At 39.5% G+C, this 26,661-nt stretch carries 23 protein-coding genes; 10 read left to right on the top strand and 13 right to left on the bottom strand.

What is annotated here, in order from left to right:
* Nucleotides 1-23 precede the first annotated feature (23 nt).
* The 3 genes from ACS125_RS00910 to ACS125_RS00900 form a co-directional block, all read right to left on the bottom strand.
* Nucleotides 24-602, bottom strand: a complete 579-nt coding sequence (locus ACS125_RS00910) for a dual specificity protein phosphatase family protein (RefSeq protein WP_238612545.1) — start codon at nt 600-602, stop codon at nt 24-26.
* On the bottom strand, nt 599-1,411 hold the full coding sequence (locus ACS125_RS00905; protein WP_212749647.1) for an MBL fold metallo-hydrolase: 813 nt from the start codon (nt 1,409-1,411) through the stop codon (nt 599-601). Before ACS125_RS00905 ends, ACS125_RS00910 begins: the two co-directional genes overlap by 4 nt.
* A 366-nt stretch (nt 1,412-1,777) precedes the next feature.
* Entirely contained in the window at nt 1,778-2,419 is a 642-nt protein-coding gene (locus ACS125_RS00900; protein WP_443270068.1) for a peroxiredoxin, read from the bottom strand.
* A gap of 405 nt (nt 2,420-2,824) precedes the next feature.
* Here ACS125_RS00900 and secA point away from each other — a divergent pair, with 405 nt between their 5' ends.
* Both secA and ACS125_RS00890 read left to right on the top strand, forming a co-directional pair.
* Nucleotides 2,825-5,542: a preprotein translocase subunit SecA gene (secA, locus tag ACS125_RS00895; RefSeq protein WP_443270066.1), complete on the top strand. Its 2,718-nt coding sequence runs from the start codon at nt 2,825-2,827 to the stop codon at nt 5,540-5,542.
* Between the two features lie 132 nt (nt 5,543-5,674).
* Nucleotides 5,675-6,118: a hypothetical protein gene (locus tag ACS125_RS00890; protein ID WP_004789183.1), complete on the top strand. Its 444-nt coding sequence runs from the start codon at nt 5,675-5,677 to the stop codon at nt 6,116-6,118.
* 66 nt (nt 6,119-6,184) lie between these two features.
* Here the strand turns inward: ACS125_RS00890 and ACS125_RS00885 are convergent, their stop codons facing one another.
* Together ACS125_RS00885 and trhA are read right to left on the bottom strand one after the other, a co-directional pair.
* Nucleotides 6,185-7,495, bottom strand: a complete 1,311-nt coding sequence (locus ACS125_RS00885) for an MFS transporter (protein WP_004789185.1) — start codon at nt 7,493-7,495, stop codon at nt 6,185-6,187.
* Nucleotides 7,496-7,629: 134 nt separating this feature from the next.
* A complete protein-coding gene (trhA, locus tag ACS125_RS00880; protein WP_151964317.1) occupies nt 7,630-8,271 on the bottom strand; it encodes a PAQR family membrane homeostasis protein TrhA in 642 nt (213 codons plus the stop codon).
* Nucleotides 8,272-8,398: 127 nt separating this feature from the next.
* Between trhA and ACS125_RS00875 the strand changes: the two genes are divergently transcribed.
* Nucleotides 8,399-9,610, top strand: a complete 1,212-nt coding sequence (locus tag ACS125_RS00875; protein ID WP_443270063.1) for a class I SAM-dependent methyltransferase — start codon at nt 8,399-8,401, stop codon at nt 9,608-9,610.
* A gap of 12 nt (nt 9,611-9,622) precedes the next feature.
* A complete protein-coding gene (locus tag ACS125_RS00870; protein WP_174741408.1) occupies nt 9,623-10,042 on the top strand; it encodes a GNAT family N-acetyltransferase in 420 nt (139 codons plus the stop codon).
* Between the two features lie 29 nt (nt 10,043-10,071).
* Here ACS125_RS00870 and ACS125_RS00865 read toward each other — a convergent pair whose 3' ends face one another.
* The 5 genes from ACS125_RS00865 to ACS125_RS00845 form a co-directional block, all read right to left on the bottom strand.
* Nucleotides 10,072-10,932, bottom strand: a complete 861-nt coding sequence (locus tag ACS125_RS00865; RefSeq protein WP_174741406.1) for a patatin-like phospholipase family protein — start codon at nt 10,930-10,932, stop codon at nt 10,072-10,074.
* Nucleotides 10,933-10,947: 15 nt separating this feature from the next.
* Nucleotides 10,948-11,202, bottom strand: a complete 255-nt coding sequence (locus tag ACS125_RS00860) for a hypothetical protein (RefSeq protein ID WP_004789195.1) — start codon at nt 11,200-11,202, stop codon at nt 10,948-10,950.
* 164 nt (nt 11,203-11,366) lie between these two features.
* Nucleotides 11,367-13,502, bottom strand: coding sequence for a 3-hydroxyacyl-CoA dehydrogenase NAD-binding domain-containing protein (locus ACS125_RS00855; protein ID WP_443270060.1), 2,136 nt, complete (start codon nt 13,500-13,502; stop codon nt 11,367-11,369).
* An 18-nt stretch (nt 13,503-13,520) separates the two neighbouring features.
* Entirely contained in the window at nt 13,521-14,726 is a 1,206-nt protein-coding gene (locus ACS125_RS00850; RefSeq protein ID WP_443270058.1) for an acetyl-CoA C-acetyltransferase, read from the bottom strand.
* A gap of 171 nt (nt 14,727-14,897) precedes the next feature.
* Entirely contained in the window at nt 14,898-15,908 is a 1,011-nt protein-coding gene (locus ACS125_RS00845) for an AraC family transcriptional regulator (RefSeq protein WP_004789200.1), read from the bottom strand.
* Between the two features lie 210 nt (nt 15,909-16,118).
* Between ACS125_RS00845 and ACS125_RS00840 the strand changes: the two genes are divergently transcribed.
* The 6 genes from ACS125_RS00840 (at nt 16,119) to ACS125_RS00815 (ending at nt 23,926) form a co-directional block, all read left to right on the top strand.
* Complete coding sequence (locus tag ACS125_RS00840) at nt 16,119-17,237, top strand: CaiB/BaiF CoA transferase family protein (protein ID WP_443270056.1); 1,119 nt, start codon at nt 16,119-16,121, stop codon at nt 17,235-17,237.
* A 155-nt stretch (nt 17,238-17,392) separates the two neighbouring features.
* The gene (locus tag ACS125_RS00835) at nt 17,393-18,625 is read left to right on the top strand and encodes a carbohydrate porin (RefSeq protein ID WP_443273902.1); all 1,233 of its coding nucleotides are present in this window, start codon (nt 17,393-17,395) and stop codon (nt 18,623-18,625) included.
* 173 nt (nt 18,626-18,798) lie between these two features.
* Nucleotides 18,799-21,204, top strand: a complete 2,406-nt coding sequence (locus ACS125_RS00830; protein ID WP_107881251.1) for a glucose/quinate/shikimate family membrane-bound PQQ-dependent dehydrogenase — start codon at nt 18,799-18,801, stop codon at nt 21,202-21,204.
* A 165-nt stretch (nt 21,205-21,369) separates the two neighbouring features.
* Nucleotides 21,370-23,013 carry a nitrite/sulfite reductase gene (locus ACS125_RS00825; RefSeq protein ID WP_443270053.1) on the top strand — a complete coding sequence of 548 codons (1,644 nt, stop codon included), beginning with the start codon at nt 21,370-21,372 and terminating at the stop codon, nt 23,011-23,013.
* Nucleotides 23,006-23,491, top strand: coding sequence for a DUF934 domain-containing protein (locus ACS125_RS00820; protein ID WP_174738687.1), 486 nt, complete (start codon nt 23,006-23,008; stop codon nt 23,489-23,491). The genes ACS125_RS00825 and ACS125_RS00820 overlap by 8 nt, the downstream gene beginning before the upstream one ends.
* Nucleotides 23,492-23,572: 81 nt before the next feature.
* Nucleotides 23,573-23,926 (top strand): DMT family transporter, encoded by a 354-nt coding sequence (locus ACS125_RS00815; RefSeq protein WP_174738688.1) that lies wholly within the window; start codon nt 23,573-23,575, stop codon nt 23,924-23,926.
* Nucleotides 23,927-23,977: 51 nt separating this feature from the next.
* On the opposite strand, the gene ACS125_RS00810 is transcribed toward ACS125_RS00815, so the two are convergent.
* From ACS125_RS00810 to ACS125_RS00800, 3 genes are all read right to left on the bottom strand, one after another.
* Nucleotides 23,978-24,421, bottom strand: coding sequence for a VOC family protein (locus ACS125_RS00810; RefSeq protein ID WP_005072758.1), 444 nt, complete (start codon nt 24,419-24,421; stop codon nt 23,978-23,980).
* Between the two features lie 130 nt (nt 24,422-24,551).
* Nucleotides 24,552-25,727, bottom strand: a complete 1,176-nt coding sequence (locus ACS125_RS00805) for a thiolase family protein (RefSeq protein WP_005036248.1) — start codon at nt 25,725-25,727, stop codon at nt 24,552-24,554.
* Nucleotides 25,728-25,835: 108 nt separating this feature from the next.
* On the bottom strand, nt 25,836-26,351 hold the full coding sequence (locus ACS125_RS00800) for a GspH/FimT family pseudopilin (RefSeq protein ID WP_174738690.1): 516 nt from the start codon (nt 26,349-26,351) through the stop codon (nt 25,836-25,838).
* Nucleotides 26,352-26,661 lie beyond the last annotated feature (310 nt).

The following is a 26,661-nucleotide window of genomic DNA, read 5'->3' as shown; positions in this document are numbered from 1 at the left end:
TCTAAGGTTTACTCAAGATGTAGTTAAGATGGATTCGATAATTCTTGTTGAATCCATTTTACATTTTCAGGGGTGAATAAACGGTCAATGTTCTTCCAAATAATATGATAACCGTAACCACCTTGTTTCATTTCCTTAACCGCATCATCAATTGCCCAATTTTCAAAAATGATGCGATACATTGCAACGCTGGCGCCTGTACGGTCTGAACCATGGTAGCAGTGCAATAAAACGCGCTGATCATTCTGCTTGGCAATTTTGATTTGCTGCATAATCTCTAATAGATCTTGTCGGTTAATTGCCCATGTGTTGATAGGAATATGCACAAGGTTAAAATTTTCATTTTTAAAAACTAAACTATCTGCATCTTTGGCCCGTAAATTAATAATCGTTCCAATTTGATGATTCTTTAATTCAGAAATCATTGCAGTATCAGGTTGTTCACTACGATAAACATTCTTACTAATTTGATAAAAGTTATGAGTCTGAGAAACTAAGGTTCCCCAATCTTGTGGTCGATGCTCATGGGCGATACTTTCATGCTGCATACATCCTTGTAAATTTATACAGATGAGAAGGGTGATGAGCGATAATTTTTTCATGTTTGATACCGATTAAGCTCATAAGGATCATGAGCACAAATTATTTCAATCGTTGGCTCATGTTGAGCTAAATGCTGTAAGCGTTTTAGATTAACAAGGCGTTGCTCATTATCTTCTGCAAATGTTTTTTCCAGCACATTGAGTGATCTTAATTTATTTTTAGGGTTTAACTCTAGATGTGAGTAGTAAGCATCTCCACAAAATAATAGCCATTGATTTTGTTGCTTTATGGCAATACCACAATGGCCAGCTGAATGCCCCAATAGAGGCACCATTAAAATTTCATCTTGGAACAGAGGAAAGCCTTTTACTTTTTCGAGGTTGAACCATGCTTCACCTTGCTGGTATTCAACAAAGTTCCAGTAGCGATGATCTTTATATTGATTGGTTCTATAACGAAGTTTGCCCTTAAAATTTGGAAGTTGGGCTGCGTTATATTCTGCTGCTAAAACATGCACAGTGGCATGTGGAAAATCTGAAATTCCACCTGCATGATCAAAATCAAGATGAGTGACAAAGATGTGTTGCACATCCTTCGGATTAAACCCCAGCTTTTGGATTTGCTGAATGGCACTAAACTCAAGGTTAGGCTCAATTTTGCCTAAACGTTTAACTAATGAGCCTAGACGTTGTTTCATATGTAAGTAATCTTGCAAGCCAAAGCCTGTATCAATAAGTACTAAGCCTCTATCAGTTTCAACCAGAAGGCAATGACAGACGACTTCAGCTCGAAAGCCCTTTTGTCCAAAGAGTGGGGCACAAACTGGGCACATGCTGCCACACTTTAAATGATGAATTTTATAGATCATGATTTTTATTTTTTATACCGAAACGCTTCGAGTTATAACTGATCTGAGCAGTAAAAACCATGTGTATTCAATACATAAATAAAAAGCCATCGCGTTGGATGACTTTTTAAGAGTGGAATATTTACTTATTTTGCTTAAGATTTACTACGCGGTTGGCTTGTTTTGAAACCTTCTGATTCTTGCCTACGCACTTCGTTTGTCTTGTAGGGAATTTTTAAGATGTGTGCCTATGCGCTTCGCTTGTCTTGTAGAGAACTTTTCAGATGTTTGCCTACGCACTTCGTTTGTCTTGTAGGGAGTCTTTCAGATGCCTGCCTACGCGCGCTTCGCTTGTCTTGCGCTTCGATTAAAGCCTTTTAAAAGGCTTTAATCTTGCTCAGGCTGTGGTGTGAGGCGTAAATAAGGTTTAACAGTCTTATAGCCTTTAGGGAAGCGTTGCTTAATTTCCTCTTCATCTTTAAGTGATGGGACAATAACGACATCTTCACCTTGCTGCCAATTCGCAGGCGTAGCGACTTTATGTTTATCTGTTAATTGTAATGAGTCAACCACACGTAAAACTTCATTAAAATTTCGACCTGTTGAAGCAGGGTAGGTAATAATTAAGCGAACTTTTTTGTTTGGATCAATAATCACTAAAGAACGCACTGTGAGTGTTTCACTGGCATTAGGATGGATGAAATCATAAAGCTCAGAGACTTTACGATTTTTATCCGCAATGATTGGAAAATTTACCGTTGTGTTTTGTGTTTCATTAATATCGTTGATCCAGCCCTTATGAGATTCTACATCGTCTACTGACAAAGCAATGGCTTTAACATTACGCTTTGTAAATTCATCTTTTAATTTTGCTGTGTAACCTAACTCTGTTGTACATACTGGCGTATAGTCGGCTGGATGTGAAAATAAGATTCCCCAACTATCCCCTAAAAAATCATAAAAATTAATTGTGCCTTCGCTCGATTCTTGTTGAAAATCGGGGGCAGTGTCTCCTAATCGTAGTGTCATGATATTTCCTCAATTGCTCATAATTTGTTATTCGATTGAATGAATATGCAGCATTTACTTTATGATTAAAATTATTGTTTTTGTATTTTATTATGAAATTTTTGTATAAGTGTAAATATATATGACTAAAACTCATTATTTTAAGTGCTTAATCAATGTAACTTTAAGGTAAATTTGTTAAATTAGATTTCTCAGAAGTTATGCTTAATAGATGAGCGTTAATGGTGCATTTTAAGTGCCAAATACATGAAGGGGGACTAGATGAGTGAAATACCATTCATCTAACTATCAGATTTTTTTTAGGGGTTTTGTGCAAACCCCTTGTACTTCAAATTTCTGGCACCATAATAAACGACTGAGAAAAAGTTTATTCATTTGACCAAGCAAGATTTAGAGAGTTTATCCATGTTGGCAAGTCTGATCGGAGGTATCTTCGGTACAAAAAATGAGCGCGAACTCAAGCGAATGCGCAAAATTGTTGAGCAAATCAATGCGCTCGAGCCGACGATATCAGCTTTAAGCGATGCAGACTTATCTGCAAAAACTCCAGAATTCAAACAACGTTATAATAATGGCGAAAGTTTAGATAAATTACTTCCAGAAGCATTTGCAGTTTGTCGTGAAGCGGCCAAGCGTGTTATGGGCATGCGTCACTATGACGTTCAGCTTATTGGTGGTATTACCTTACATGAAGGCAAAATTGCCGAAATGCGTACCGGTGAAGGTAAAACCCTTATGGGTACTTTGGCGTGTTATTTAAACGCATTAAGTGGCGAAGGCGTTCATGTTATTACAGTGAACGATTATTTGGCACAGCGTGATGCTGAGTTGAACCGCCCATTATTTGAGTTTTTAGGTTTATCTATTGGTACGATCTATTCAATGCAAGGTCCGTCTGAAAAAGCGGAAGCTTATCTTGCTGATATTACCTATGGTACCAATAACGAATTCGGTTTTGACTACTTACGTGACAACATGGTGTTTTCTTTAGCAGAAAAGAAACAACGGGGTCTGCACTATGCCATTATCGATGAAGTTGACTCAATCTTGATTGATGAAGCACGTACACCATTAATTATTTCTGGTCAAAGTGAAGACTCTTCGCATCTGTATGCTGCAATTAATTCGATTCCCCCTAAATTACATCCGCAAAAAGAAGAAAAAGTTGCAGATGGTGGGCATTTCTGGATTGATGAAAAGCAGCGTTCAGTTGAAATGACCGAAGTTGGTTATGAAACTGTTGAGCAAGAACTTATTCAAATGGGATTGTTGGCTGAAGGTGAAAGCCTATATTCAGCAACGAATCTGAGCCTTGTTCATCATGTGTCTGCTGCTATTCGTGCACATTTCTTATTCCAACGTGATGTTCACTATATTATTCATGATGGTGAAGTCGTGATTGTTGACGAACATACTGGTCGTACAATGCCGGGTCGTCGTTGGTCAGAAGGTTTGCATCAAGCAGTTGAAGCGAAAGAAGGTTTGGAAATTCAGCCTGAAAACCAGACTTTAGCGACCACAACATTCCAGAACTATTTCCGTCTATATAAAAAGCTTTCAGGTATGACAGGTACTGCTGATACTGAAGCTGCGGAAATGAAAGAAATTTATGGCCTTGATGTTGTGATTATTCCAACTCACCGTCCAATGGTTCGTAATGACCAAAACGATTTAATTTATTTAAATCGTAACGGTAAATATGATGCGATTATTCAAGAAATTACCAATATTCGTGAGCAGGGTGTTGCACCGATTCTTATTGGTACAGCGACCATTGAAGCCAGTGAAATTTTATCTTCTAAGTTAATGCAAGCGGGTATTCATCACGAAGTGCTGAATGCAAAACAACATGAGCGTGAAGCTGACATTATTGCTCAAGCGGGTAGTCCGAATGCGGTAACGATTGCAACTAACATGGCTGGTCGTGGTACTGACATTATCTTGGGTGGTAACTGGAAAGCGAAACTTGCCAAATTTGAAAACCCTACTGCTGAAGATGAAGCACGTCTGAAAGCACAATGGGAACAAGACCACGAAGATGTATTGCAATCAGGTGGTTTGCACATCATTGGTTCTGAACGTCATGAATCACGTCGTATTGATAACCAGTTACGTGGTCGTGCGGGTCGTCAGGGTGACCCTGGTGTTTCTCGTTTCTATTTGTCTCTTGAAGATGACCTTATGCGTATTTTCGCAGGTGACCGTGTAGTCGGAATGATGCGCGCGATGGGTCTACAAGAAAATGAAGCGATTGAGCATAAAATGGTGAGTCGTTCAATTGAGAACGCTCAGCGTAAAGTTGAAGCGCGTAACTTTGATATTCGTAAAAACTTATTGAAATATGACGATGTGAATAATGAACAACGTAAGATCATTTATTCACAACGTGATGAAGTGTTAGCTGAAAACACCTTAAAAGAATACGTTGAAGAAATGCATCACGAAGTGATGAAAGGCGTGATTGCGAACTTTATTCCACCAGAGTCAATTCATGACCAGTGGGATGTTGAAGGTTTAGAAAACGCTTTACGTATTGATTTAGGTATTGAGCTACCAATTCAAGAATGGTTAGATCAAGATCGCCGTCTGGATGAAGAAGGTTTAGTTGAGCGAATCAGTGATGAAGTGATCGAGCGTTATCGTCAGCGCCGCGCTCAAATGGGTGATGAATCAGCAGCAATGCTTGAACGTCACTTCGTTTTAAACTCTCTTGACCGCCATTGGAAAGATCACTTAGCTGCAATGGATTATTTGCGTCAAGGTATCCATTTACGTGGCTATGCGCAAAAAAACCCTGAACAGGAATACAAGAAAGAAGCTTTCAACCTGTTTGTAAATATGTTGAGCATTATTAAAACTGATGTTGTGACTGATTTGTCTCGTGTACATATCCCAACACCAGAAGAACTTGCAGAAATGGAAGCTCAACAGCAGCAGCAAGCTGAATCGATGAAGCTCTCTTTTGAACATGACGATGTAGATGGTTTAACTGGAGAAGTTACTCTTTCTCAAGAAACTACAGAGTCTGCTGATCAGCAAGCTTTCCCTGTTCCAGAAAGCCGCAATGCACCGTGCCCATGTGGGTCTGGACTAAAATATAAGCAATGTCACGGTAAGATCTAATCTGCCTTAACGAAAAAAAGCAGAACTATTGTTCTGCTTTTTTTATGTTTGTAGTAAGCCTGTGAATAATGTTTGCAGTTTTAAGCATTAAATGCTATTTACTTCTCATCCAGAGTGTATGTTGGAAAGACAATGAAAAAAGTATTACAACCTTTATTTTTAACTGTTCTTGCTGTGCCTAGTTTTGTTTTCGCAGCAGAAGCAGCTTCAGCCCCTCAAACGACAACGGTTGATAAAGTACTTGCAGCAAAAGGCCCAACTTCGGCTCAAGCTGTAGTGAAGCAAGAAAATACTACAGTGATTAGCCCGCGTACAGGCATTCGCTATACGTTGGGTAACACAGGTAATCGCCCAATTATTTTACAAACGACGGCGATTGCTCCGGCAAACTCAGCAAACATTAATCGTATTGTAGCAACTAACCCTGCTTTATCTGTGAAGAGCCAAGAAAAAGCAAAAGTTGCACTCATTGGTGAAGCTGCTGTTGCTGGACCAGCTGCTGTTGCGGCGAGTAATGTAACAGCTCCTGCTGTATCAAATAGCATTGCGCCTTCGAATCCAGCATCAATAAATTAAGATCATATATTTATAAAAAAGCCGGTTCCATTTTGAACCGGCTTTTTTATATAAGAATTTCTAATTTTAAATCTGATTATTCACATCATCATTTTTCGTTTCACGAATGAGTAAGAATGCGATGAGTGATAAAAGTGATGCCGCAGTAAGATAATAACCAACTGCATATAAACCATAAGTTTCAGCAAGCTTAGTTGCAATAAGTGGCGCAAATGATGCACCAAAAATGCCTGCTAAGTTAAACGTTAATGCTGAACCTGTGTAACGAACTGAAGTTGGGAAAAGTTCAGAAAGAACTGTACCAATCGGACCATAGGTCAATCCCATAATCGCCAAGCCAGTACATAAGAAAAGGAAGACGATTAAGGTATTTCCAGACTCTAACATGCTAGAGAAGAACAAGCCGAAAATCGCAGCAGCAATACAGACACCAATGGAGGTTGTTTTACGACCAAATTTTTCTGCAAAAATAGCTGATAAAGGAATGAATGCAGCAAAGCAAAGGGTAGCAAAGAGTTGCAGCTCTAAGAACTCACCACGTGCATAACCAAGCTTTGTAGTTCCCCAGTTTAAGGCAAATACGGTGGTAAGATAGAACACGACAAACGTACAGATTGCTGCAATCGTACCAAGAATAAGCTTACCCGTATGTTTAGTGATAACTTCTTTAAATGGAATATTAACTTCTTTTTGCTTATCTAAAACTTTTTGGAATGCTGGAGTTTCATGAAGTTTTAAACGGATATATAAACCCACAATCACTAATACAGCACTTGCAATAAATGGAATACGCCAACCCCATTGCATAAATGCTTGCTCAGGAATAGTTGCACTCAATAATAAAAATGAACCGGTTGCCAAAATAAAACCAATTGGAGCACCAAGCTGTGGGAACATGCCATACCATGCTCTTTTACCTTCTGGGGCATTTTCAGTCGCGAGTAATACTGCACCGCTCCATTCACCACCTAAACCCAAGCCTTGTCCTAAACGGCATACAGCCAATAGTAAGGGTGCGAAGATTCCGATATGTGCATAGGTAGGAAGTAAACCAATACATACGGTTGAAATACCCATGGTTAGTAAAGCTGCAACCAATGTGGCTTTCCGACCAATACGGTCTCCTAAATGACCAAATATTGCTGCACCGATGGGGCGGGCAATGAAGGCAATTGCGAAGGTTGCTAAAGATTGTAAGACTGCGGCACTGCCACTACTAGCAGGGAAAAACAAGTGAGGAAAAATAATAACGGCAGCAGTTGCATAGATATAGAAGTCGAAGAACTCAATGGTTGTACCGACTAAGCTTGCAAACAAAACCCGTGTTTTTGAATTAGTGGCTACTGCTGGAGCAGCAGTCGCAGAAGTTGACTCCATATAAGACCTTATATCAGCTAAAATTTATTTTTAATTTACTATTCCTTTTAAAGACGTATTTTTTCTAAAAGAATAGCGTGAAAGAACATCATCCATGACTCTTTCAGGATCACTGAATAAGAGTGAAAAATGAACTAAACTATGTACCAATAGATCGCAAGAAAATGTGCTCCTGCACCTAAAAGCACAAAAATGTGCCAGATCGCATGGGTATATCTTACCTTTTTTAACGCGTAAAACAATGCTCCAACCGTATAAGCTAAGCCGCCAATGATCAAGAAAATCAATGCATCTTTACTTAAATACGTGCGCATGTCATCCATTACAAACACAGCAAGCCATCCCATTAAAATATACGCTAGCAAAGAAATTTTTTGAAAACGATGTATAAAAACTAACTTGAAAAGTGTACCAATTGCAGCGATGCTCCAAAGTGCAACCAACAAATAGTGAGCTTTTGTAGTAGGAATTGCGATGCTTAAGAAGGGTGTATACGTTCCAGCAATTAAATAATAAATAGCTGTATGGTCAAGCTTCTTATACCAGTAGCGTAGATTTTGTGTTTGAGCAAAGTGATAGAGTGTAGAACTAGTGAAAACCAAAATGAGACTAAATGAGTATACCCACAAACCTACCCACTGAGCAGTTGAAAGATAAGATCCCTTTATAATTAAAAAGATAGAAGCTATAACTGCCATAATAATACCAGCCCCATGGCTGTAGGCATTAAATAGTTCTTCTTTTGGATCGTAAGTTTCCAACACAGATTTACTCATAAGTTTAATTTTTTTGATTAAAAATACGAATGTATAGAAATACAAAACAGTCGTAAAGTTATTTTATTTTTAATCCTAGACCCTTTAAACTTCTATTTTATATGATTCTTCATTTTTAGGTATATCCGTGTCGGTTTTCTCGTTTGAGCAAGAACAGCAATTCTTTCATGAAATCAAGCAAATGCTTGACCAACAAGCTTTTGAGCGATTGATCTTAAGCCAATATAAAGGAGAGTTGGCTCAGCTGGAAAAAATTACTTTCCGCGTTGTAGAACTACATGGTCAAAAACAGCTTTCAGCTTTATATCACCATACTACCCAAGATGTGACTAAAAATTATTCATTTGAACAAGGCTTGCAGCAAATTGAGCAATTGATCATTCAGTGTAAACAAGCAAACTTATTTTCGTCTACTCAAGAAGTTCAACTTAAAAAAAATAAGAAAAAAGCCCTCTTAAATATAGGGAAAAAGCAGACAGTAAATGCGACGCAAACGGTTCAGACTCATGATCGTGAAAAGCAGCGCTATGTACAGCAGGGCAATGCATTTTTAAAAGAGCTTGGTATTACTGATGAAAAAGGCCAAATCATTCCAAGCATGGCGCGTAAATGGAAACAAATTAATAAATTTATTGAAATTTTTGCGAGTGCTTATGAGCAAATTGATGCCTCTCAGCAAGAACTACGAATTGTAGATTTTGGTTCTGGCAAAGGTTATTTAACTTTTGCGTTATATGATTATTTGCAAGAGCAGCAAAAAACACCATTGATCACTGGAGTTGAATTGCGCCCGAATCTGGTTGAGTTTTGCCAGAATGTTGCAGACAAAGTGCATTTTAACCACTTAGACTTTTTTGAAGGTGACGTCCGTAGTTATCAGCCAGAAAAACTCGATGTCATGATTGCCTTACACGCGTGTGATATTGCAACAGACTTTGCCATTCATACTGGAATTCGTTTAAACGCTTCAATGATTATGTGCGCGCCGTGTTGTCACAAAGAGTTACGTCCACAATTACATAGCCCAGAAGTTTTACAACCAATGCTACAGTTTGGTATTCATGCTGGACAACAAGCTGAAATGCTGACCGATACGTTACGTGCATTACTTTTAAAAGCATATGGCTATGAAACTAAAGTTTTTGAGTTTGTATCGCTTGAACATACCAGCAAAAATAAAATGATTTTGGCGACGAAACGCAAAAATGTTTCTGAACCTGATGCCAAGATTATGGCTCAGATCCAAGCATTAAAAGAAATGTACGGTGTTAAAAAACAGACTTTGGAATTGTTATTACAAGATCAGTTGCCGATCGCAAATATTGGCTGCAAGTGCTAGGACGGTGAGCGGATGTATAAAATTGTAGAGGGTGGTTGGGAACAGCTCGAGAAAGATGCGAAATATATCCGTGAACAAGTCTTTATTCAAGAACAGGGAATTGCGCCTGAAGATGAATGGGATGATTTGGATGCCACAGTTCTACATTTTATTGTTTATGACAAAGAACAGCCTATCGCTACAGCACGTCTGTTGCCACAGCATAGCGTAGGGCGTGTTGCTGTTTTAGTGCCTTATCGAAAGCAGGGTATTGGTAAAATTTTAATGCAGCATATTATTGACTATGCACGTCGTCATAAACTGCCTTATTTAAAGCTTTCTGCGCAAACTTATGTGACAGCTTTTTACGAAGCTTTAGGTTTTCATGTGCAAGGTGAGGTTTACCAAGATTGTGGTATTCCACATATTGATATGATTTTAGAATTAACTTGAGACTTCTTTTTAGAAATCTCAAGTTGGATTTATTTCATTGTATTCCAGCTTTCAATTGCCTGTAGCCCTGTTTCTAAGCCGACTTCATAACTATAGCGAAGCTTTTTCGGGTTAGTAGTTAAACGGCCAGCCATATTTTTAAGAGGTGGTGGGCAAACTTCTAAAATTTGCTGTTCTGGATTTTCACTACGAACAAAATCGACCGAAGCGTTATAGCGAGCACAACGGCTACGTAAGCTGTTTGCAAAACCATAATGATGTTTAAACGCATATTTCGCGAGGAATTGATCACCTCGACTACTCGCCTTAAAGTAATTTTTCGGGCGTGTGCGTAAAACCAATAATTTCTTTACGTCACTTTGCTGAGCCGTCCAGCGAACGGGTAGGGCATCTGCAACGCCACCATCAAAATAAGGTTCACCCATAATATCGACGGGATGACGCGTTAACACTGGAATTGAACTAGAAGCACGCAGTGCGTTTAGTAAATTATCTTTACCTGCACGGAGATATTCCGCATGACCTGTTTTCGCATGCGTCAACACCATATAAAAATCGGGGTTTTTGGCAAAAAGGCTCTGTTGATCAAGTGGGTGCTCTTGCTCACCAATTTCCCACATCCATTTTAAATCAAGTAAATCACCGCCTTTAAAAAAGCGTTTGTAATCGATGAATTCAGGACGAAGTGAGTGATCAACATAAAACGTTAGAGTGCGACCTTGCTGGCCTGCCAAGTAGTTAGCCACATTAGTCGAACCAGACGATACACCAACGTATAAGTCAAAAGGATTGAACTGTTGTTGTAAAAATGAGTCAAGTACACCACTGGTAAAGGCACCACGCATGCCTCCACCCTCTACAACCAGTGCGTTGCGGGAAAAATCTGTCATTTGAAAAATATCTAATTACTGAGTTGAGTGCTTATGTTCTTGCATATCCATTTCAGGCATATCGTCATGTTGAGCATGTTGCTCTGTAGAGTGTTCAGCTTTTTGCTGCATTTGCTCTTGTTGTGCTTTGCGCTGTGCTCCTGGCATATAGTCAGGTTCATTACTCATTGCTAAATAGAAAAAGCCAAGGAAAATCGCACTTAAAACACCAACGATCAGAACAAATTTCCAGCCTAGAACTGCTGACTCGGAAGAATTTTTATCGGACATAAGGATTTCTCGAATGTGCTGTAGAAGCACAAAAATGAAGTCTATTTATAGCATATTTAGGCCTAGGGCTGAAATCTTAAAGGTTATAAAGAAAAACCCATATAAATAAAATATATTTATATGGGTAAGGTTTATGCAGTTTTTAAATATTCAGTAAGTCTAAGTTATTGAATATTTTGTTTCTGCTCTGCTTTGGTTTTTAGTAAAGCTGGCGGTGTAAAACGTTCACCATATTTGGCAGCTAATTCTTCTGCGCGTTTTTGTGCTTTATCAGTACCATACTGATTTAGGAATTGAATTGCTCCTCCTGTCCAAGGTGCATAACCAATCCCAAAGATAGAACCGACATTGGCATCAATCACAGACTCCAATACGCCCTCTTCATAACAACGTAAAGTATCTAAGGCCTGTACAAATAGAATGCGATCAATCATATCTTGTTCAGAAATATCATGATCTTTTTCCCAGCGGTTTAAACCTTCCCAAAGGTGTTTTTTACCATTTTCTGGATATTCATAGAAACCAGCGCCAGCCGCCTTACCTTTACGGTTTAGCTCATGAATCATGGTGTGAACGACTTCGTCTACAGAGGTTTTAGGTAAATCTTTGCCTTCGGCTTGCAGAGCTTTACGTGCCTCACCAGCAACATGTTCGGTTAATGTTAAAGACACTTCATCTTGAATAGCGAGTGGTCCAACTGGCATGCCAGCTTTAAGAGCAGCCATTTCAATACGTGCTGGGTGGACGCCTTCTGCAAGCAAACGCATACCTTCTTGGATAAAAGTACCAAATACTCGGCTGGTAAAGAAACCGCGGCTGTCATTAACGACAATTGGTGTTTTTCCAATTTGTTGTACAAAGTCATAGGCTTTAGCAAGAGTTTCACTTGAGGTATTTTTGCCTTTAATAATCTCGACCAACTGCATTTTGTCGACAGGGCTAAAGAAGTGTAGACCGATAAACACTTTATCATCCTTACTTGCTTGAGCTAAACCCGTAATTGGTAGGGTTGAGGTGTTGGAAGCCATCACGCCATTAGGCGCTAAATATTGTTCGGCTTCTTGAGTGACTTTAGCTTTGAGCTCTTGGTTTTCAAATACTGCTTCAATAATTAAATCACAGCCTTGTAGATCTGCTGCTGAAGCTGTAGCAGTAATGAGCGATAAAACCTGATCACGTTTTTCTGCCGTCATGCGGCCTTGTGAAACACGTTTATCAAGAAGCTTCTGTGAGTAAGCTTTGCCTTTCTCAGCATTTTCAATAGATACGTCTTTGAGTACAACTGGAATGCCTTTAATGGCTGTTGAATAAGCAATGCCCGCACCCATCATGCCTGCACCTAATACACCAACTTTGGTTGCTTGCCATTTTGCAACGTCGGCAGGGCGGCTAGCACCAGACTTAATCGCATTTAGACCATGCCAGAAAGTACCGATCATATTTTTGGAAATTTGGCCTGTTGTAAGCTGGGTAAAGTAGCGAGATTCAATACGCAGTGCAGTATCTACATCGACTTGAGCGCCTTCAACTGCGGCAGCCATAATCGCTTCAGGAGCAGGGTAGCAACCTTTGGTTTTGTCTCTTAACATGGCTGGTGCAATTGCAAGAACTTGTGCAACTGCTGGAGTTTTTGGATCACCGCCCGGAATTTTATAACCCTTCACATCAAAAGGCTGCTGAGACTTTGGATTGGCCTTTATCCAAGCAATTGCTTTATCTAAAAGCTCTTGTTCATTTTCAGCAGTATCGTGGATTAAGCCTAAAGACTTTGCTTTATCAACACCGAACTGTTTACCTTCCATTAAAAATGGGAATGCATTTTGAAGCCCAAGCATACGTACCATGCGTACAATACCGCCGCCACCCGGTAACAAACCTAAAGTAACTTCTGGTAGGCCAAATTTACTTTTCGGGTCATTGATTGCAATACGGTGATGGCAACTTAATGCGATTTCCCAACCGCCGCCAAGTGCAGTGCCATTTAATGCTGCAACAACTGGAATTCCTAGCGTTTCAATTGTACGTAAATGACCTTTTAGCTTTTCAACCATATTGAAAAACTCAGTCGCATGTTCAGGCTGAACTTGAATTAGCTCATCTAAATCACCGCCTGCAAAGAAAGTCTTTTTCGCTGAACGGAAAATAACACCTGAAAGTTCTGTTTCCGCTTTAAGTTTCTGAGTCGCCTCATCGAGTGAGTCACGAAACTCAGCATTCATGGTGTTCGCAGATTGACCTGTTGAATCAAGCGTTAAAATGACAATATTGTCGGCATTTTTTTCGTATTGAATTGCACTCATCTTTTATATCCCTAATTTTTATACGCGTTCAATAATGGTGGCAATACCCATCCCACCACCAACACAGAGCGTCGCTAAACCGCGCTTTTTATCTTGTCGTTCAAGCTCATCAAGTAGTGTGCCTAAAATCATGGCACCTGTTGCGCCTAAAGGATGGCCTAAAGCAATCGCACCGCCATTTACGTTGACTTTTTCAGCAGGGACGTTGAGCTCATTAATAAAACGCATAACAACTGCTGCGAATGCTTCATTCACTTCAAACAGGTCAATATCATCAATTGTGAGTCCAGCTTTTTCCAAAGCTTTACGTGCAGCAGGAGCAGGACCTGTCAGCATGATGGTTGGGTCAGTACCAACCAGTGCAGTCGCCAAAACTTTAGCGCGTGGTTTTAAGTTTTGTTCTTTTACCGCTTTTTCAGAAGCCAATAAAACTACAGCTGCTCCATCAACAATACCTGATGAGTTACCTGCGTGATGAACATGATTAATTTTCTGTGCTTCTGGATATTTTTGCAAAGCGATTGCATCAAAGCCCATTTGCCCCATCATTTCAAAACTTGGGTTGAGCTTCGTTAGACCTTCGAGTGTGGTATTGCCTTTAATAAACTCATCTTTATCTAAAATCACCACGCCTGCGTGATCTTTTACTGGTACGATTGAGTGATTAAAATAACCATTTGATTGAGCTGCCGCAGCTTTTTGTTGTGACTTTACAGCGAAATTATCAACATCTTCACGGCTATAGCCATCTAAGGTTGCAATCAGGTCTGCCCCAATACCTTGTGGAACAAATGATGATTTAAGGTTTGTTTCAGGATCTAACGCCCATGGTCCTCCATCGGAACCCATTGGAATGCGTGACATTGATTCAACGCCACCAGCAACCACTAAATCTTCCCAACCAGAACGAACTTTCATGGCTGCCATGTTGACGGCTTCCAAACCTGAAGCACAAAAACGATTGATTTGAACCCCAGCAACGTCATCATTCCAACCAGCTGCAATGGCTGCAGTTTTGGCAATGTCACCACCTTGATCACCAATAGGAGTTACGCAGCCTAAAACAATGTCGTCGACTTTAGATGTATCGAGTTGATGGCGCTGCTGTAATTCATTTAATAAAGTGGTGAGTAAGGTAATTGGTTTTACTTCATAAAGAGAGCCGTCTTTTTTTCCTTTTCCGCGTGGGGTGCGAATGGCATCAATAATATAAGCCTCGCTCATAGCAGTTCCTTTTTTATTGCTTAAAATTTATTTGTGTTTTGAGTGTACTGGTTTTAATAGCGAGTGCAATGACGATAAGCGCACCAGTCAGGTGATGATTTTTGCCAATAGAAATACAAAAAAGCCCAAGTTGAACTTGGGCTAAATGTGAAACTTAAATAGATTGAAGAATTAGTGATAACCGTGTAGCTGGCGATATAGGCCAGGGGTTACACCCGTCCATTTTTTAAATGCGCGGTGGAACGTACTGGTTTCACTAAAACCAACTTGTTGAGCAACGTCTTCAAGTGTTAATTCAGGGTTGAGTAATAAGTGAATTGCAGCATCTCGACGTAAGGCGTCTTTTACACCTTGATAGCTTTTACCTTCGGCAGCCAAGCGGCGACGTAAGGTTTGAGGAGATAAATACAACATTGATGCAACGTCATTAAGCGTTGGCATTTCCTCACCAATCTGGCTTTTGAGCACTTCACGAATACGAGAAGTTAGCGAGTTAGTATTTTTGAATTTTACTAAAAGCTGAGCAGGCGCTGCTTTTAAGAATTCTTCTAGCGTTTTTTCATCTTGGCGGATTGGCAAATCAAGATAATCAGCCGCAAAGGTTATTTCAGTGCGTGGTGCATCAAACTGCATGACTGGTGCAAAAAATAATGCATCATATTCATCTGCATGTGCAGGACGTGGGTAGCTAAAATGAACACGCTCTAATGGCAAACGGCGTTCAATGAGCCATGATGCTAGACCGTGCCAAATCATAAGCATGCTTTCGGTAATGAAATGATCTGGATCTAAAGTTTTTGGAATGAGTGGAACTAGACGTGCTTCATGCTTATCACGCTCTAGGCTGACAGACCATTCATCGCCAAATAATTTGTAAAATTGAGATGACAGTTCAAGGGCTTGGCCCAATGTTTTTGCGTGAATAATCAACTGACACATAATGGCAAAAGTGCCCAGACGACGTGGTTGTACGTCAAATCCAACGTGTTCATCCTGTGTGACCATCCACAACATTTTTATAAAACGAGTGTATTGTTCTGGTGAGATTCGAGCTTTAGGTTGACGTAATAATTCCGCTTCAATGCCCACATGTGAAAGGAGCATTTCAACATCCATGCCAAGGCGCTTTACGCCTGTCAAAGCCGCATTCACGAAGTGGATGCTAATCGTATCGCGACTCATATTGAATCCTTCAGTCTCTTTGATGTTCACTTTAAATTGACCTAAATGACCGTCTAAAAAAATAAATTGGCGATTTACAACAGAGTAAAAGCACTTTTTACATGTTAAATTGCCGAAATGATCAAGGTAAATGGCTGAACATGACATTGTTTTAGAATATTTGCTTAACTAATATAAAAGAAAATATGAATAATAGTGGTTAAAAAAACGATGACTACAGCATTAAATGGACTTAAAGTTCTCGATTTCTCGACACTCTTACCCGGACCTTTTGCCACAATGTACTTAGCCGATATGGGAGCAGAAGTCATCCATATCGAATCTCCATCGCGTCCAGATTTAATTCGGATCATGCCACCCTATGCAAATGGGCAAGCAACGGCACATAGTTATTTAAACCGAAATAAACAGTCAATTGTTCTTGATTTAAAAGATCCGGCAAGTATCGAATTAATTAAAGCCAAAATTTCCGAGTTTGATATTGTCATAGAGCAGTTTCGACCTGATGTTATGCGCCGTCTAGGATTAGATTATTCAACACTTGCCGAAATTAATCCGCGCTTAATTTATTGCTCAATTACAGGTTATGGACAAACAGGAAGCTATAAAGATAGAGCAGGGCATGACATTAACTATTTAGCTTTAGCGGGTATTGCTGGGTATAGCGGCCGACAAGACAGTGGTCCGCCGCCACTCGGTATTCAAGTTGCAGATATTGCAGGTGGTTCACTTCATGCAGTGATTGCTATTTTAGCGGCGGTGGTTGAACGCGGGCGTAGTGGTATGGGGCAATATATTGATATTTCTATGACCGATTGTGTTGCTAGTTTAAATAGTATGGCTGCATCGGCCACACTTGCTGCACAAGTCGAACAGGCTCCAGAGCATGGAATGCTCAATGGTGGTATTTTCTATGACTATTATATGACTCAAGATGGTCGTTATCTTTCAATAGGTAGTCTTGAGCCACAGTTTATGTCTGGTTTGTCCGTAGCTCTTGATTTGCCTTTATTATTACAAAAAGGCGCTTCTTTGGATGTTGAAGATAGAAAGGAAGTTAAACAAGCGATTCAAGAAAAAATTAAAAGCAAAACATTTAAAGAGTGGCATGAAATTTTTGCAAACCTTGATGTGTGTGTAGAACCTGTTTTAAGTCTCACTGAGTCATTAAACTCGCCCTTAGCACAACAACGTGGATGGATTGTGGATGTTCCTTTGCAGAATAATACAGCAGATACAGAACCACAGTTGGCTTGCCCAATTAAGTTTTCAAGATCAAAAATGAGATATTCCTTTATAGGTCAAAAACTTGGTGAAGGACAATGGTAAAGAGCTGAGGTTATTTCTTAGACACTGTGTATTAAGATTATTATTAGATTAATCAATTGATTAACATTTTGAATAATTTCTTTACATAAAATTAGCGTACCCTTTATAAACAAAGACATAAAAGGTATGTAAACATGAAAACACATAAATCCTTGATGGCTTCCTGTTTATCCGTTTTATCAATTACTCTTTTCATACAGCACGCACAAGCTGCTGCTGCATTCGACCCAAATAGTCCGTGGATGTTGGGTGATTGGAACGGTCAACGCACCGCGTTACAAGCACAAGGTTATGATTTTTCTTTTGGATATACCGGCGAATACGCCGGTATTTTAGATTCAAAAAATACATCAACGCATGGTAGTGCTTATACGGGGCAACTTGCTTTAGGAACTCATTTTGATTTAAACAAAATTTTAGGGTGGCAAGATACTGAAGCTCAAATCACATTAACTTATCGTGATGGGCAATCACTTTCTGAACATTCATCAGCTTTAGCGGGGCACTTAAGCTCGGTACAAGAAGTGTGGGGGCGTGAGCAAACTTGGCGTTTAACCGATTTGTGGATCAAGAAAAAATTTCTTGATCAGAAGTTAGATGTGAAAGTCGGTCGTTTTGGTGAAGGTGAAGACTTTAATAGTTTTGACTGTGATTTCCAGAACTTGGCGCTTTGTGGTTCGCAGGTTGGTAACTGGGTTGGTGATCAGTGGTATAACTGGCCAGTCAGCCAATGGGCAATGCGTGTTAAATATAACTTGCAACCTGATTTATATACCCAAGTTGGTGTATATGAATATAACCCAGAAAATTTGGACCGAGGCAAAGGTTTTAACCTAAGTACTGATGGTTCACATGGGGCAATTATTCCTGCTGAAGTAGTTTGGTCACCTAAATTAGGCGCTCAAAGTATGGCTGGTGAATACCGTTTAGGGTATTACTACAGCACTGCTGATGCCAAAGAAATTGCAGATGAAACCAAAAACTCTCATAAACAAGGTGTATGGGTAACTGCAAAACAAAAATTATTCCAGCCTGCTGATCAAACAGACCGTGGTTTGACTGGATTTGTGAACCTGACGTTCCACGACTCTGATACCAACAAAATTGATAATATGCAAAATGTAGGCTTAGTCTATAAAGGTTTGCTCAATCAACGTCCTCAAGATGAATTGGCATTAGGTGTTGCGCGTATCCATATCAACGATGATTGGAACGATGTTCAAAATAAAGAATACGACACTGAATACAATACCGAGCTTTACTACGGTATTCATGCGACAAACTGGCTAACTATCCGTCCAAATGTGCAATATGTTCGTCATGTTGGTGCATTAAAAAATGGTGATAACACTTGGGTAGGCGGTATTAAATTCTCAACTGCATTCTAAGCGTAATTACTCTGAAAACGGATTGTCGAGGGCTAAATCATTGATTGAATGATCCTGACCTTCCGTTTTTTCTTTATGCCTGAGTTTTGTTTTAGATGTATCGATAGGCCGATTTTTGATTCAAAGCTTGGCCTATCTTTCCGATAAAAATGATGATTGATAAGAGGTGGTTTATGACTCAACCTACTTCAAGATCAGGGTTAACGACTTTTACCGTAATTATTATTGGGTTATTAGCGTTATTCCTGTTAATTGGAGGTATTTGGCTCGCTACATTAGGCGGTTCAATTTACTATATTATTACTGGTGTATTACTCCTGATTGTTGCATGGCAACTCTATAAGCGCGCATCTACAGCATTGTGGGTGTACGCTGCTTTAATGCTGGGTACCATTATTTGGGGTGTCTGGGAAGTTGGAACAGACTTCTGGGCGCTTGCACCTCGTTTAGATATTTTAGGTATTCTTGGTTTATGGTTATTGGTTCCAGCCGTAACTCGTGGAATCAGCAACCTTGGATCAAGTAAAGTTGCCTTATCTTCAACTCTAGCAATTGCAATTTTGTTGATGGTCTATTCGATTTTCAACGATCCGCAAGAAATTAATGGTGAAATCAAGACACCTCAACCAGAAACTGCTCAAGCAGTTCCGGGTGTAGCCGAGAGTGACTGGCCAGCGTATGGTCGTACTCAGGCAGGTGTACGTTATTCTCCGTTAAAGCAGATTAATGATCAAAACGTAAAAGATTTGAAAGTTGCTTGGACTTTACGTACTGGTGATCTTAAAACAGGTAATGATTCTGGCGAAACGACCAATCAGGTTACACCGATTAAAATCGGTAATAACATGTTTATCTGTACTGCTCACCAGCAATTAATTTCAATTGATCCTGCGACAGGTAAAGAAAAATGGCGTTTTGATCCGAAGCTTAAAACGGATAAATCGTTCCAGCATTTAACTTGCCGTGGTGTGATGTATTACGATGCAAACAACACAACTGAGTTTGCAACGAGTCTTCAAAGCAAGAAATCTGACTCTACACAATGTCCGCGTAAAGTCTTTGTTCCTGTGAATGACGGTCGTTTAGTTGCGGTGAATGCTGACACTGGTAAAGCATGTACTGACTTTGGTAAAAATGGTGAAGTGAACTTGCAAGAGTTTATGCCATATGCTTATCCAGGTGGTTACAACCCAACATCTCCTGGTATCGTGACTGGTTCAACAGTTGTTATTGCTGGCTCTGTAACCGATAACTACTCAAATAAAGAGCCATCTGGTGTAATTCGTGGATACGACGTTAACACTGGTAAACTCCTTTGGGTATTTGATACTGGTGCAGCAGATCCAAATGCAATGCCGGGCGAAGGTACGAATTTCGTTCATAACTCACCAAATGCGTGGGCTCCTTTAGCATACGATGCCAAACTTGATATCGTTTATGTTCCAACAGGTGTAGGTACTCCAGACATCTGGGGTGGCGACCGTACCGAGTTGAAAGAGCGTTATGCGAACTCGATGTTAGCGATTAATGCTTCAACTGGTAAATTAGTGTGGAACTTCCAGACAACCCATCATGACTTATGGGATATGGACGTACCATCACAACCATCTTTAGCTGATATCAAAAACAAAGCTGGCCAAACTGTTCCTGCAATCTATGTATTGACGAAAACAGGTAATGCCTTTGTTCTTGATCGTCGTAATGGTCAACCAATTGTTCCTGTAACTGAAAAACCAGTTCCACAAACAGTTAAACGTGGACCACAAACTAAAGGCGAGCATTATTCAAAAACTCAGCCATTCTCTGACTTGAACCTAGCTCCACAAGATAAATTGACTGATAAAGACATGTGGGGTGCCACTATGCTTGATCAGCTCATGTGTCGTGTATCTTTCAAGCGTCTAAATTACGATGGTATTTATACTCCACCATCTGAAAACGGTACTTTAGTTTTCCCTGGTAACTTAGGTGTGTTTGAATGGGGCGGCATGTCAGTTAACCCTGACCGTCAAGTTGCTGTGATGAACCCGATTGGTTTGCCATTCGTCAGTCGTTTAATTCCTGCTGATCCAAACCGTGCACAAACTGCAAAAGGTGCGGGAACTGAGCAGGGCGTACAACCGATGTACGGCGTACCTTATGGTGTTGAAATTAGCGCATTCTTATCTCCGCTTGGTTTACCTTGTAAACAACCAGCTTGGGGCTATGTAGCTGGCGTTGATTTGAAAACCCATGAAGTGGTATGGAAAAAACGTATTGGTACAATTCGTGACAGCTTACCGAACTTGTTCCAGTTACCAGCTGTGAAAATTGGTGTGCCTGGTTTAGGTGGTTCAATTTCTACTGCCGGTAATGTCATGTTTGTTGGTGCAACTCAAGATAACTACTTACGTGCGTTTAACGTTACTAATGGTAAGAAACTTTGGGAAGCGCGTTTGCCAGCAGGTGGACAAGCAACACCAATGACTTATGAAATCAATGGTAAGCAATATGTTGTGATCATGGCTGGTGGTCATGGTTCATTTGGTACAAAAATGGGCGACTATTTAGTGGCCTATGCCTTACCAGATAACAAATAAAAAGCTTTTATAGAAAGGGCCTGGATTTATCCGGGCTTTTTTATGTCGATTTATATTAAAGCTTATCAATAAAACCGTTATTAAATATGCAAAAAAAGCATTTTATTGATGAATGAAAGCTCGCTATGCTATCCGCCTTAATAATGAATCTACTAGCCATACGCCATGTATTTATATACCGATTTCGACCAGCAGCTGGTTAATGAACGAGTTGCTCAGTTCCGTGATCAGACTGAACGCTATTTAGCTGGCAAACTTTCTGAAGATGAATATCGTCCGTTACGTTTGCAAAATGGTTTATATGTGCAACGCTATGCGCCTATGCTGCGTATTGCTGTGCCGTATGGCTTAATGAATTCTAAGCAATTACGTAAAATTGCCGAAGTTTCAACTGCTTATGACCGTGGTTATGCACATGTATCTACACGTCAAAACATTCAGTTGAACTGGCCTGCGCTTGAAGATGTGCCAGATATTTTGGCAGAACTTGCAACTGTACAAATGCATGCCATTCAAACCAGTGGTAACTGTATTCGTAACACAACAACTGACCAATATGCAGGTGTAGTTGCTGGTGAAATTGCAGACCCACGTCCAACATGTGAGTTGATTCGTCAGTGGAGTACATTCCACCCAGAATTTGCATTCTTGCCACGTAAGTTCAAAATTGCTGTTTCTGCACTTGAAGAAAAAGATCGTGCGGCAACTGCATTCCACGATATTGGTGTTTACATCGTGCGTAATGAAGCGGGCGAAATCGGCTATAAAATTATGGCTGGTGGTGGTTTAGGCCGTACTCCAATTATTGGTAGCGTCATTCGTGAGTTTTTACCACGTGAAGATTTAATTGCTTACTTAGAAGCGGTTTTACGTGTTTATAACTTGCATGGACGTCGTGATAACAAATATAAAGCGCGTATCAAAATTCTAGTTAAAGCATTAACTCCTGAAGTGTTTGCCCAGAAAGTGGAAGCTGAATTCGAACATACACGTGAAGCATTGAAAATTCAGCCAGAAATCTTGAAAAAACTGGATGAAGAATTCACCCCGTTTGATTATCAAGATTTAGCCGATGAAGACTTTACAACTTTATTTGCTGAGTATCCAAAATTCAAACAGTGGTTCAACATCAACACGCATGCACATAAAGTAAAGGGCTATCGAATTGTTACGATTTCTCTAAAACGTGCAGGTATCGCACCAGGTGATATGACCACTGAAGAAATGAATTTTATTGCAGATCTTGCTGATAAATACACTTTCGGTGAACTTCGTACCACTCACGAACAAAACATTGCTTTGGCTGACGTACCTCAAAAAGATTTGTTTGATGTATGGCAAGCGCTTGAACAACAAAATATGGCGCGTGCACATATTGGTTTTATTACCGATATCATTAGTTGCCCGGGCGGAGATTTCTGTTCACTTGCAAATGCGAAATCAATTCCAATTGCTGAAGCAATTACACGCCGTTTCGATGACTTAGACAAAGTTTATGATCTTGGTCATTTAGATCTCAATATTTCTGGTTGTATGAATGCTTGTGGTCACCACCATGTAGGTAACATCGGTATTTTAGGTGTAGATAAAAAAGGCGCTGAATTCTACCAAATTACACTAGGTGGTAATTCTGACCATGATGCATCAATCGGTGACATCTTAGGGCCATCATTTGCAGCAGATGCTGTGCCTGATGTAATTGAGGAAGTATTAAATACTTATCTTGATTTGCGTACGGAAGGTGAGCGTTTTGTTGATACATATCGCCGTGTAGGAATTCAACCATTTAAGGAGCGTGCATATGCTTAATACAGCTCTACCAGTGCTTTATAAAGATGGCACGATTGCAGATAATACTTATCAAATCATTGCTGAAGATGGTGTAGTTCCTCAAGGTGATGTTGTTGTAACAACAGCTCAACTCGATCAATTGGCAAACATTCAAGGCAAAAAAGCTTTGTATGTGACGGTAAATGACTCGCCTGAAAATCATACTTTCCCATTAAATGAACTTGATGCAATTTTCATTGAATTTGCAGGTTTCGGTGATGGTCGTGGTTATTCATTCGCGGCACTATTGCGTCGTCAAGGTTTCCAAGGTGAGTTACGTGCAACAGGTGATGTGTTTAAGGATGTTTTAAACTACTTAAAGCGTTCTGGTTTTGATAGCTTTGTCGTAAAAGAAGGTAAAGACGTACAAGAAGCTGCGGCAGGTTTGCAAGACTTTACCAATCCGTATCAAGCTTCAACTGGTGTGCCAGAAGCGAGTTATCAAACTGGTGCTTAAATAGCTTTAAAATATAAAGGCTGAACTCTGGTTCAGCTTTTTTTATAAATAATTTTTATATGACTCAACTGAAGAACAATAATGTTAGGTTTAATTTCAAAAATAAATCCCGGTGCTTGGTGGTTACTGTTTGCAATAGCAACAGATGTTCTTTCAACATTTTATTCTGCTAAGGGGAATGGCTTAGTTAATAAAACAGCTCAGGGTATTGCTCTGGTTTTATATATTATTTCTTTTGCATGTGCTGCTATTGCATTGAAATATATGCAAGCTGGAATCTTATATGTGCTTTGGTCTGGAATAGGTGTATTAGCAACAGCTTTTTTGGCAAAGATTTTTCTTGGTCAGAATATTGATGTGGCAGGATGGGTGGGAATTGGTTTTATTACGGTTGGTTTAACGATTATTGCGCAATATTCCAATATCGATGTTTAAAACCCTTATAGAAATAATAGGCATCTCTATAAGGGCTAAAAATTAAAAATATTAAGTATCAAGCTGGCAGTTAACCATCCACTTTATACCGAATTGGTCGGTAAAAGCACCGTATAGTGCACCCCAGAATGTTTTTTCTAGAGGCATTTCAATTTGACCATTAACAGATAAGGCATCAAAAAGCTGTTTTGCTTTTTCTTGCTCATCTTTTTCAAGATTGATCGAGATATAGTGATTATTTCCTTGGGTAAAAACACTGTTAGGCGCACAGAACTGATCATTTGTATCTGAGGCCATAAGTACAGTGTATTCATTAATCGGTAGAGAAACATGAAGAACCAGATTTTTATCGGCTTCCGATAACGTCACACCTTCAGGCGCTGGCATATCACCATAACGGCTTAACATACCGAATTCACCACCAAATACTGATTTATAAAAGTTAAAGGCTTGTTCTGCTTGACCTTGGAAATTGAGATAGTGATTGAGTTGCATTGTTATTGTCCATTGTTGTTTTCGTTTAAAAGAATAAGTTAAAACTTAAAAGTGATTTTGTGGGTCTTTTTTTGTAGTTTTTTCATAAAAAAATCCCACCGAAGTGGGATTTTAAAATAGTTAATTTTAATTAAATAAGTTCAATCGCAACGGCTGTTGCTTCACCACCGCCAATACAAAGTGCTGCAATACCTTTTTTACCGCCAGTACGTTTCAGTGCATGAATCAACGTAAGAATAATACGAGAACCTGTAGAACCTACTGGATGACCTAGGGCACAAGCACCACCATTGATATTGACTTTTTCAGCATCAAGTTTGAAATCATCAATTGGACACATAGTAACCATAGCAAAAGCTTCGTTAATTTCCCAAAGATCAACGTCTTGAGCATTCCATCCCGCTTTTTTAAGAACTTTTTCGATAGCACCGACAGGAGCGATCGTAAATTCTGAAGGATGCTGAGAGTTTGACGCTGTCGCGATAATTTTCGCAAGTGGTTGTAAACCGCGCTGTGCTGCAACTTCACTTGAAGTTAATACTAAGGCAGATGCACCATCCGAAATAGAGCTTGCGTTTGCTGCGGTAATTGTACCGTCTTTTGCAAAAGCTGGTTTAAGCGAAGGAATTTTGTCGATTTTTGCATTTAGAGGTTGTTCATCTTGATCAACAACGACATCACCTTTGCGACTAGGTACGGTAACCGAAACAATTTCATCTTTGAAATACCCTTCGGTAATTGCTGTTTGAGCACGTTTCAAAGAGCGAATCGCAAAGTCATCCATTTGTTCGCGCGTATAGCCACGAGTATTTGCCATATCTTGAGCAAAAGAACCCATTAGACGACCAGTTTCAGCATCTTCAAGTCCGTCAAGAAACATATGATCCTTAATTTCACCATGGCCCATACGATAGCCAGCACGTGCTTTTGGTAATACATAAGGTGCATTTGTCATAGATTCCATGCCGCCGGCAACAACAATTTCAGCACTGCCTGCTTTAATCATGTCGGTTGCTTGCATCACGGCTTTCATACCAGAGCCACAAAGCTTATTAATCGTCACAGCACCTGTAGAATCAGGTAAGCCAGCTTTGCGCATTGCTTGACGAGCAGGACCTTGTTTTAAACCAGCAGGAAGAACACAACCCATAATGACTTCTTCGACATCAGTAGGTTGTAAACCTGCTCGTGCGATTGCTTCTTTAATCGTTACAGCACCTAATTCAGGCGCTGTAAGTCCTGATAGTGATCCTTGAAAACCACCCATAGCAGTACGAGCACCATTAACAATTACGATATCAGTCATTGTTGTAATCTCCGATTGTTCTTTATCTCAAATTAAGAAAACATTAAAACTTAAGCAGTATATTGCAAAATGGGGGAGGGCTTGGATTCTGTATTAGACTGTAGAGTTCTAACAATTTTGAAGTTCTTCTAAGCGTACATGCCCCATTTTGCTAAGAACTAATTTAAAATTTTTAAGCTGATTATAAGAACAATAAGTAAAACTGCCGTTAGACTCACGCGGAAGTCCGGTATCTCCCTGAAATACGATACTATTTAATTTTTTGCCGAATTTTTGAAATTTCAAAGAGCCATAACGATGATTAAGTTCAATATTGGTTAATATTTCTTCATCGCTTTCTCTTTGTAGGTTATGATTTGTGTCTACAAAGCTTATGAGCCTTGTATCCCAATTACTATTACATATAGACAAATCAACACTTGGGCAAAGTACGACACTATTATGTCGTAGAATTGCGTCGTATTTGGCTTTTTGTATATGAATTGTGAGTAGTTGAGGCGTGTTTTTCAATTCCATTGAAGCCATAAATTGGTGGTATAAAGGAAGGGCTAGGGTGAACATAATCATAAGAATTGCGAGCGTTATAATGAGTTCCATCAATGTGAAACCGGGAGATTTAAACATTAAAATTCCTTAATATATAAAGAAATATTTTGATTTTATGCGTTCTATCAATGATTTATATGACTTTTTATAATGAGGAAACACAAAATTAAATAAAGGTTATCAGGACGCTAGAATACTGGTAAAATCACCCTAAGCGAAACAAAGAAGTTGTTCATATTTGCTAGTTGAGTAAAAAATTACCGAATTACAACGGAAATTGTAAGTAATTTTGTCAATAATTTACTTGATTAAAATTATCAAGCACTTGGAAAGTCTATCAAGTGTTTGTATGATTCAAATGTGAATAGCTTAAAAATAATACTGGGGT

It is taken from the genome of Acinetobacter sp. PFS20 (assembly GCF_052261015.1).
Lineage (GTDB): Bacteria > Pseudomonadota > Gammaproteobacteria > Pseudomonadales > Moraxellaceae > Acinetobacter.
Note: the sequence above shows the minus strand (reverse complement) of the source record. Positions and strands in the feature narration are given on the sequence as shown.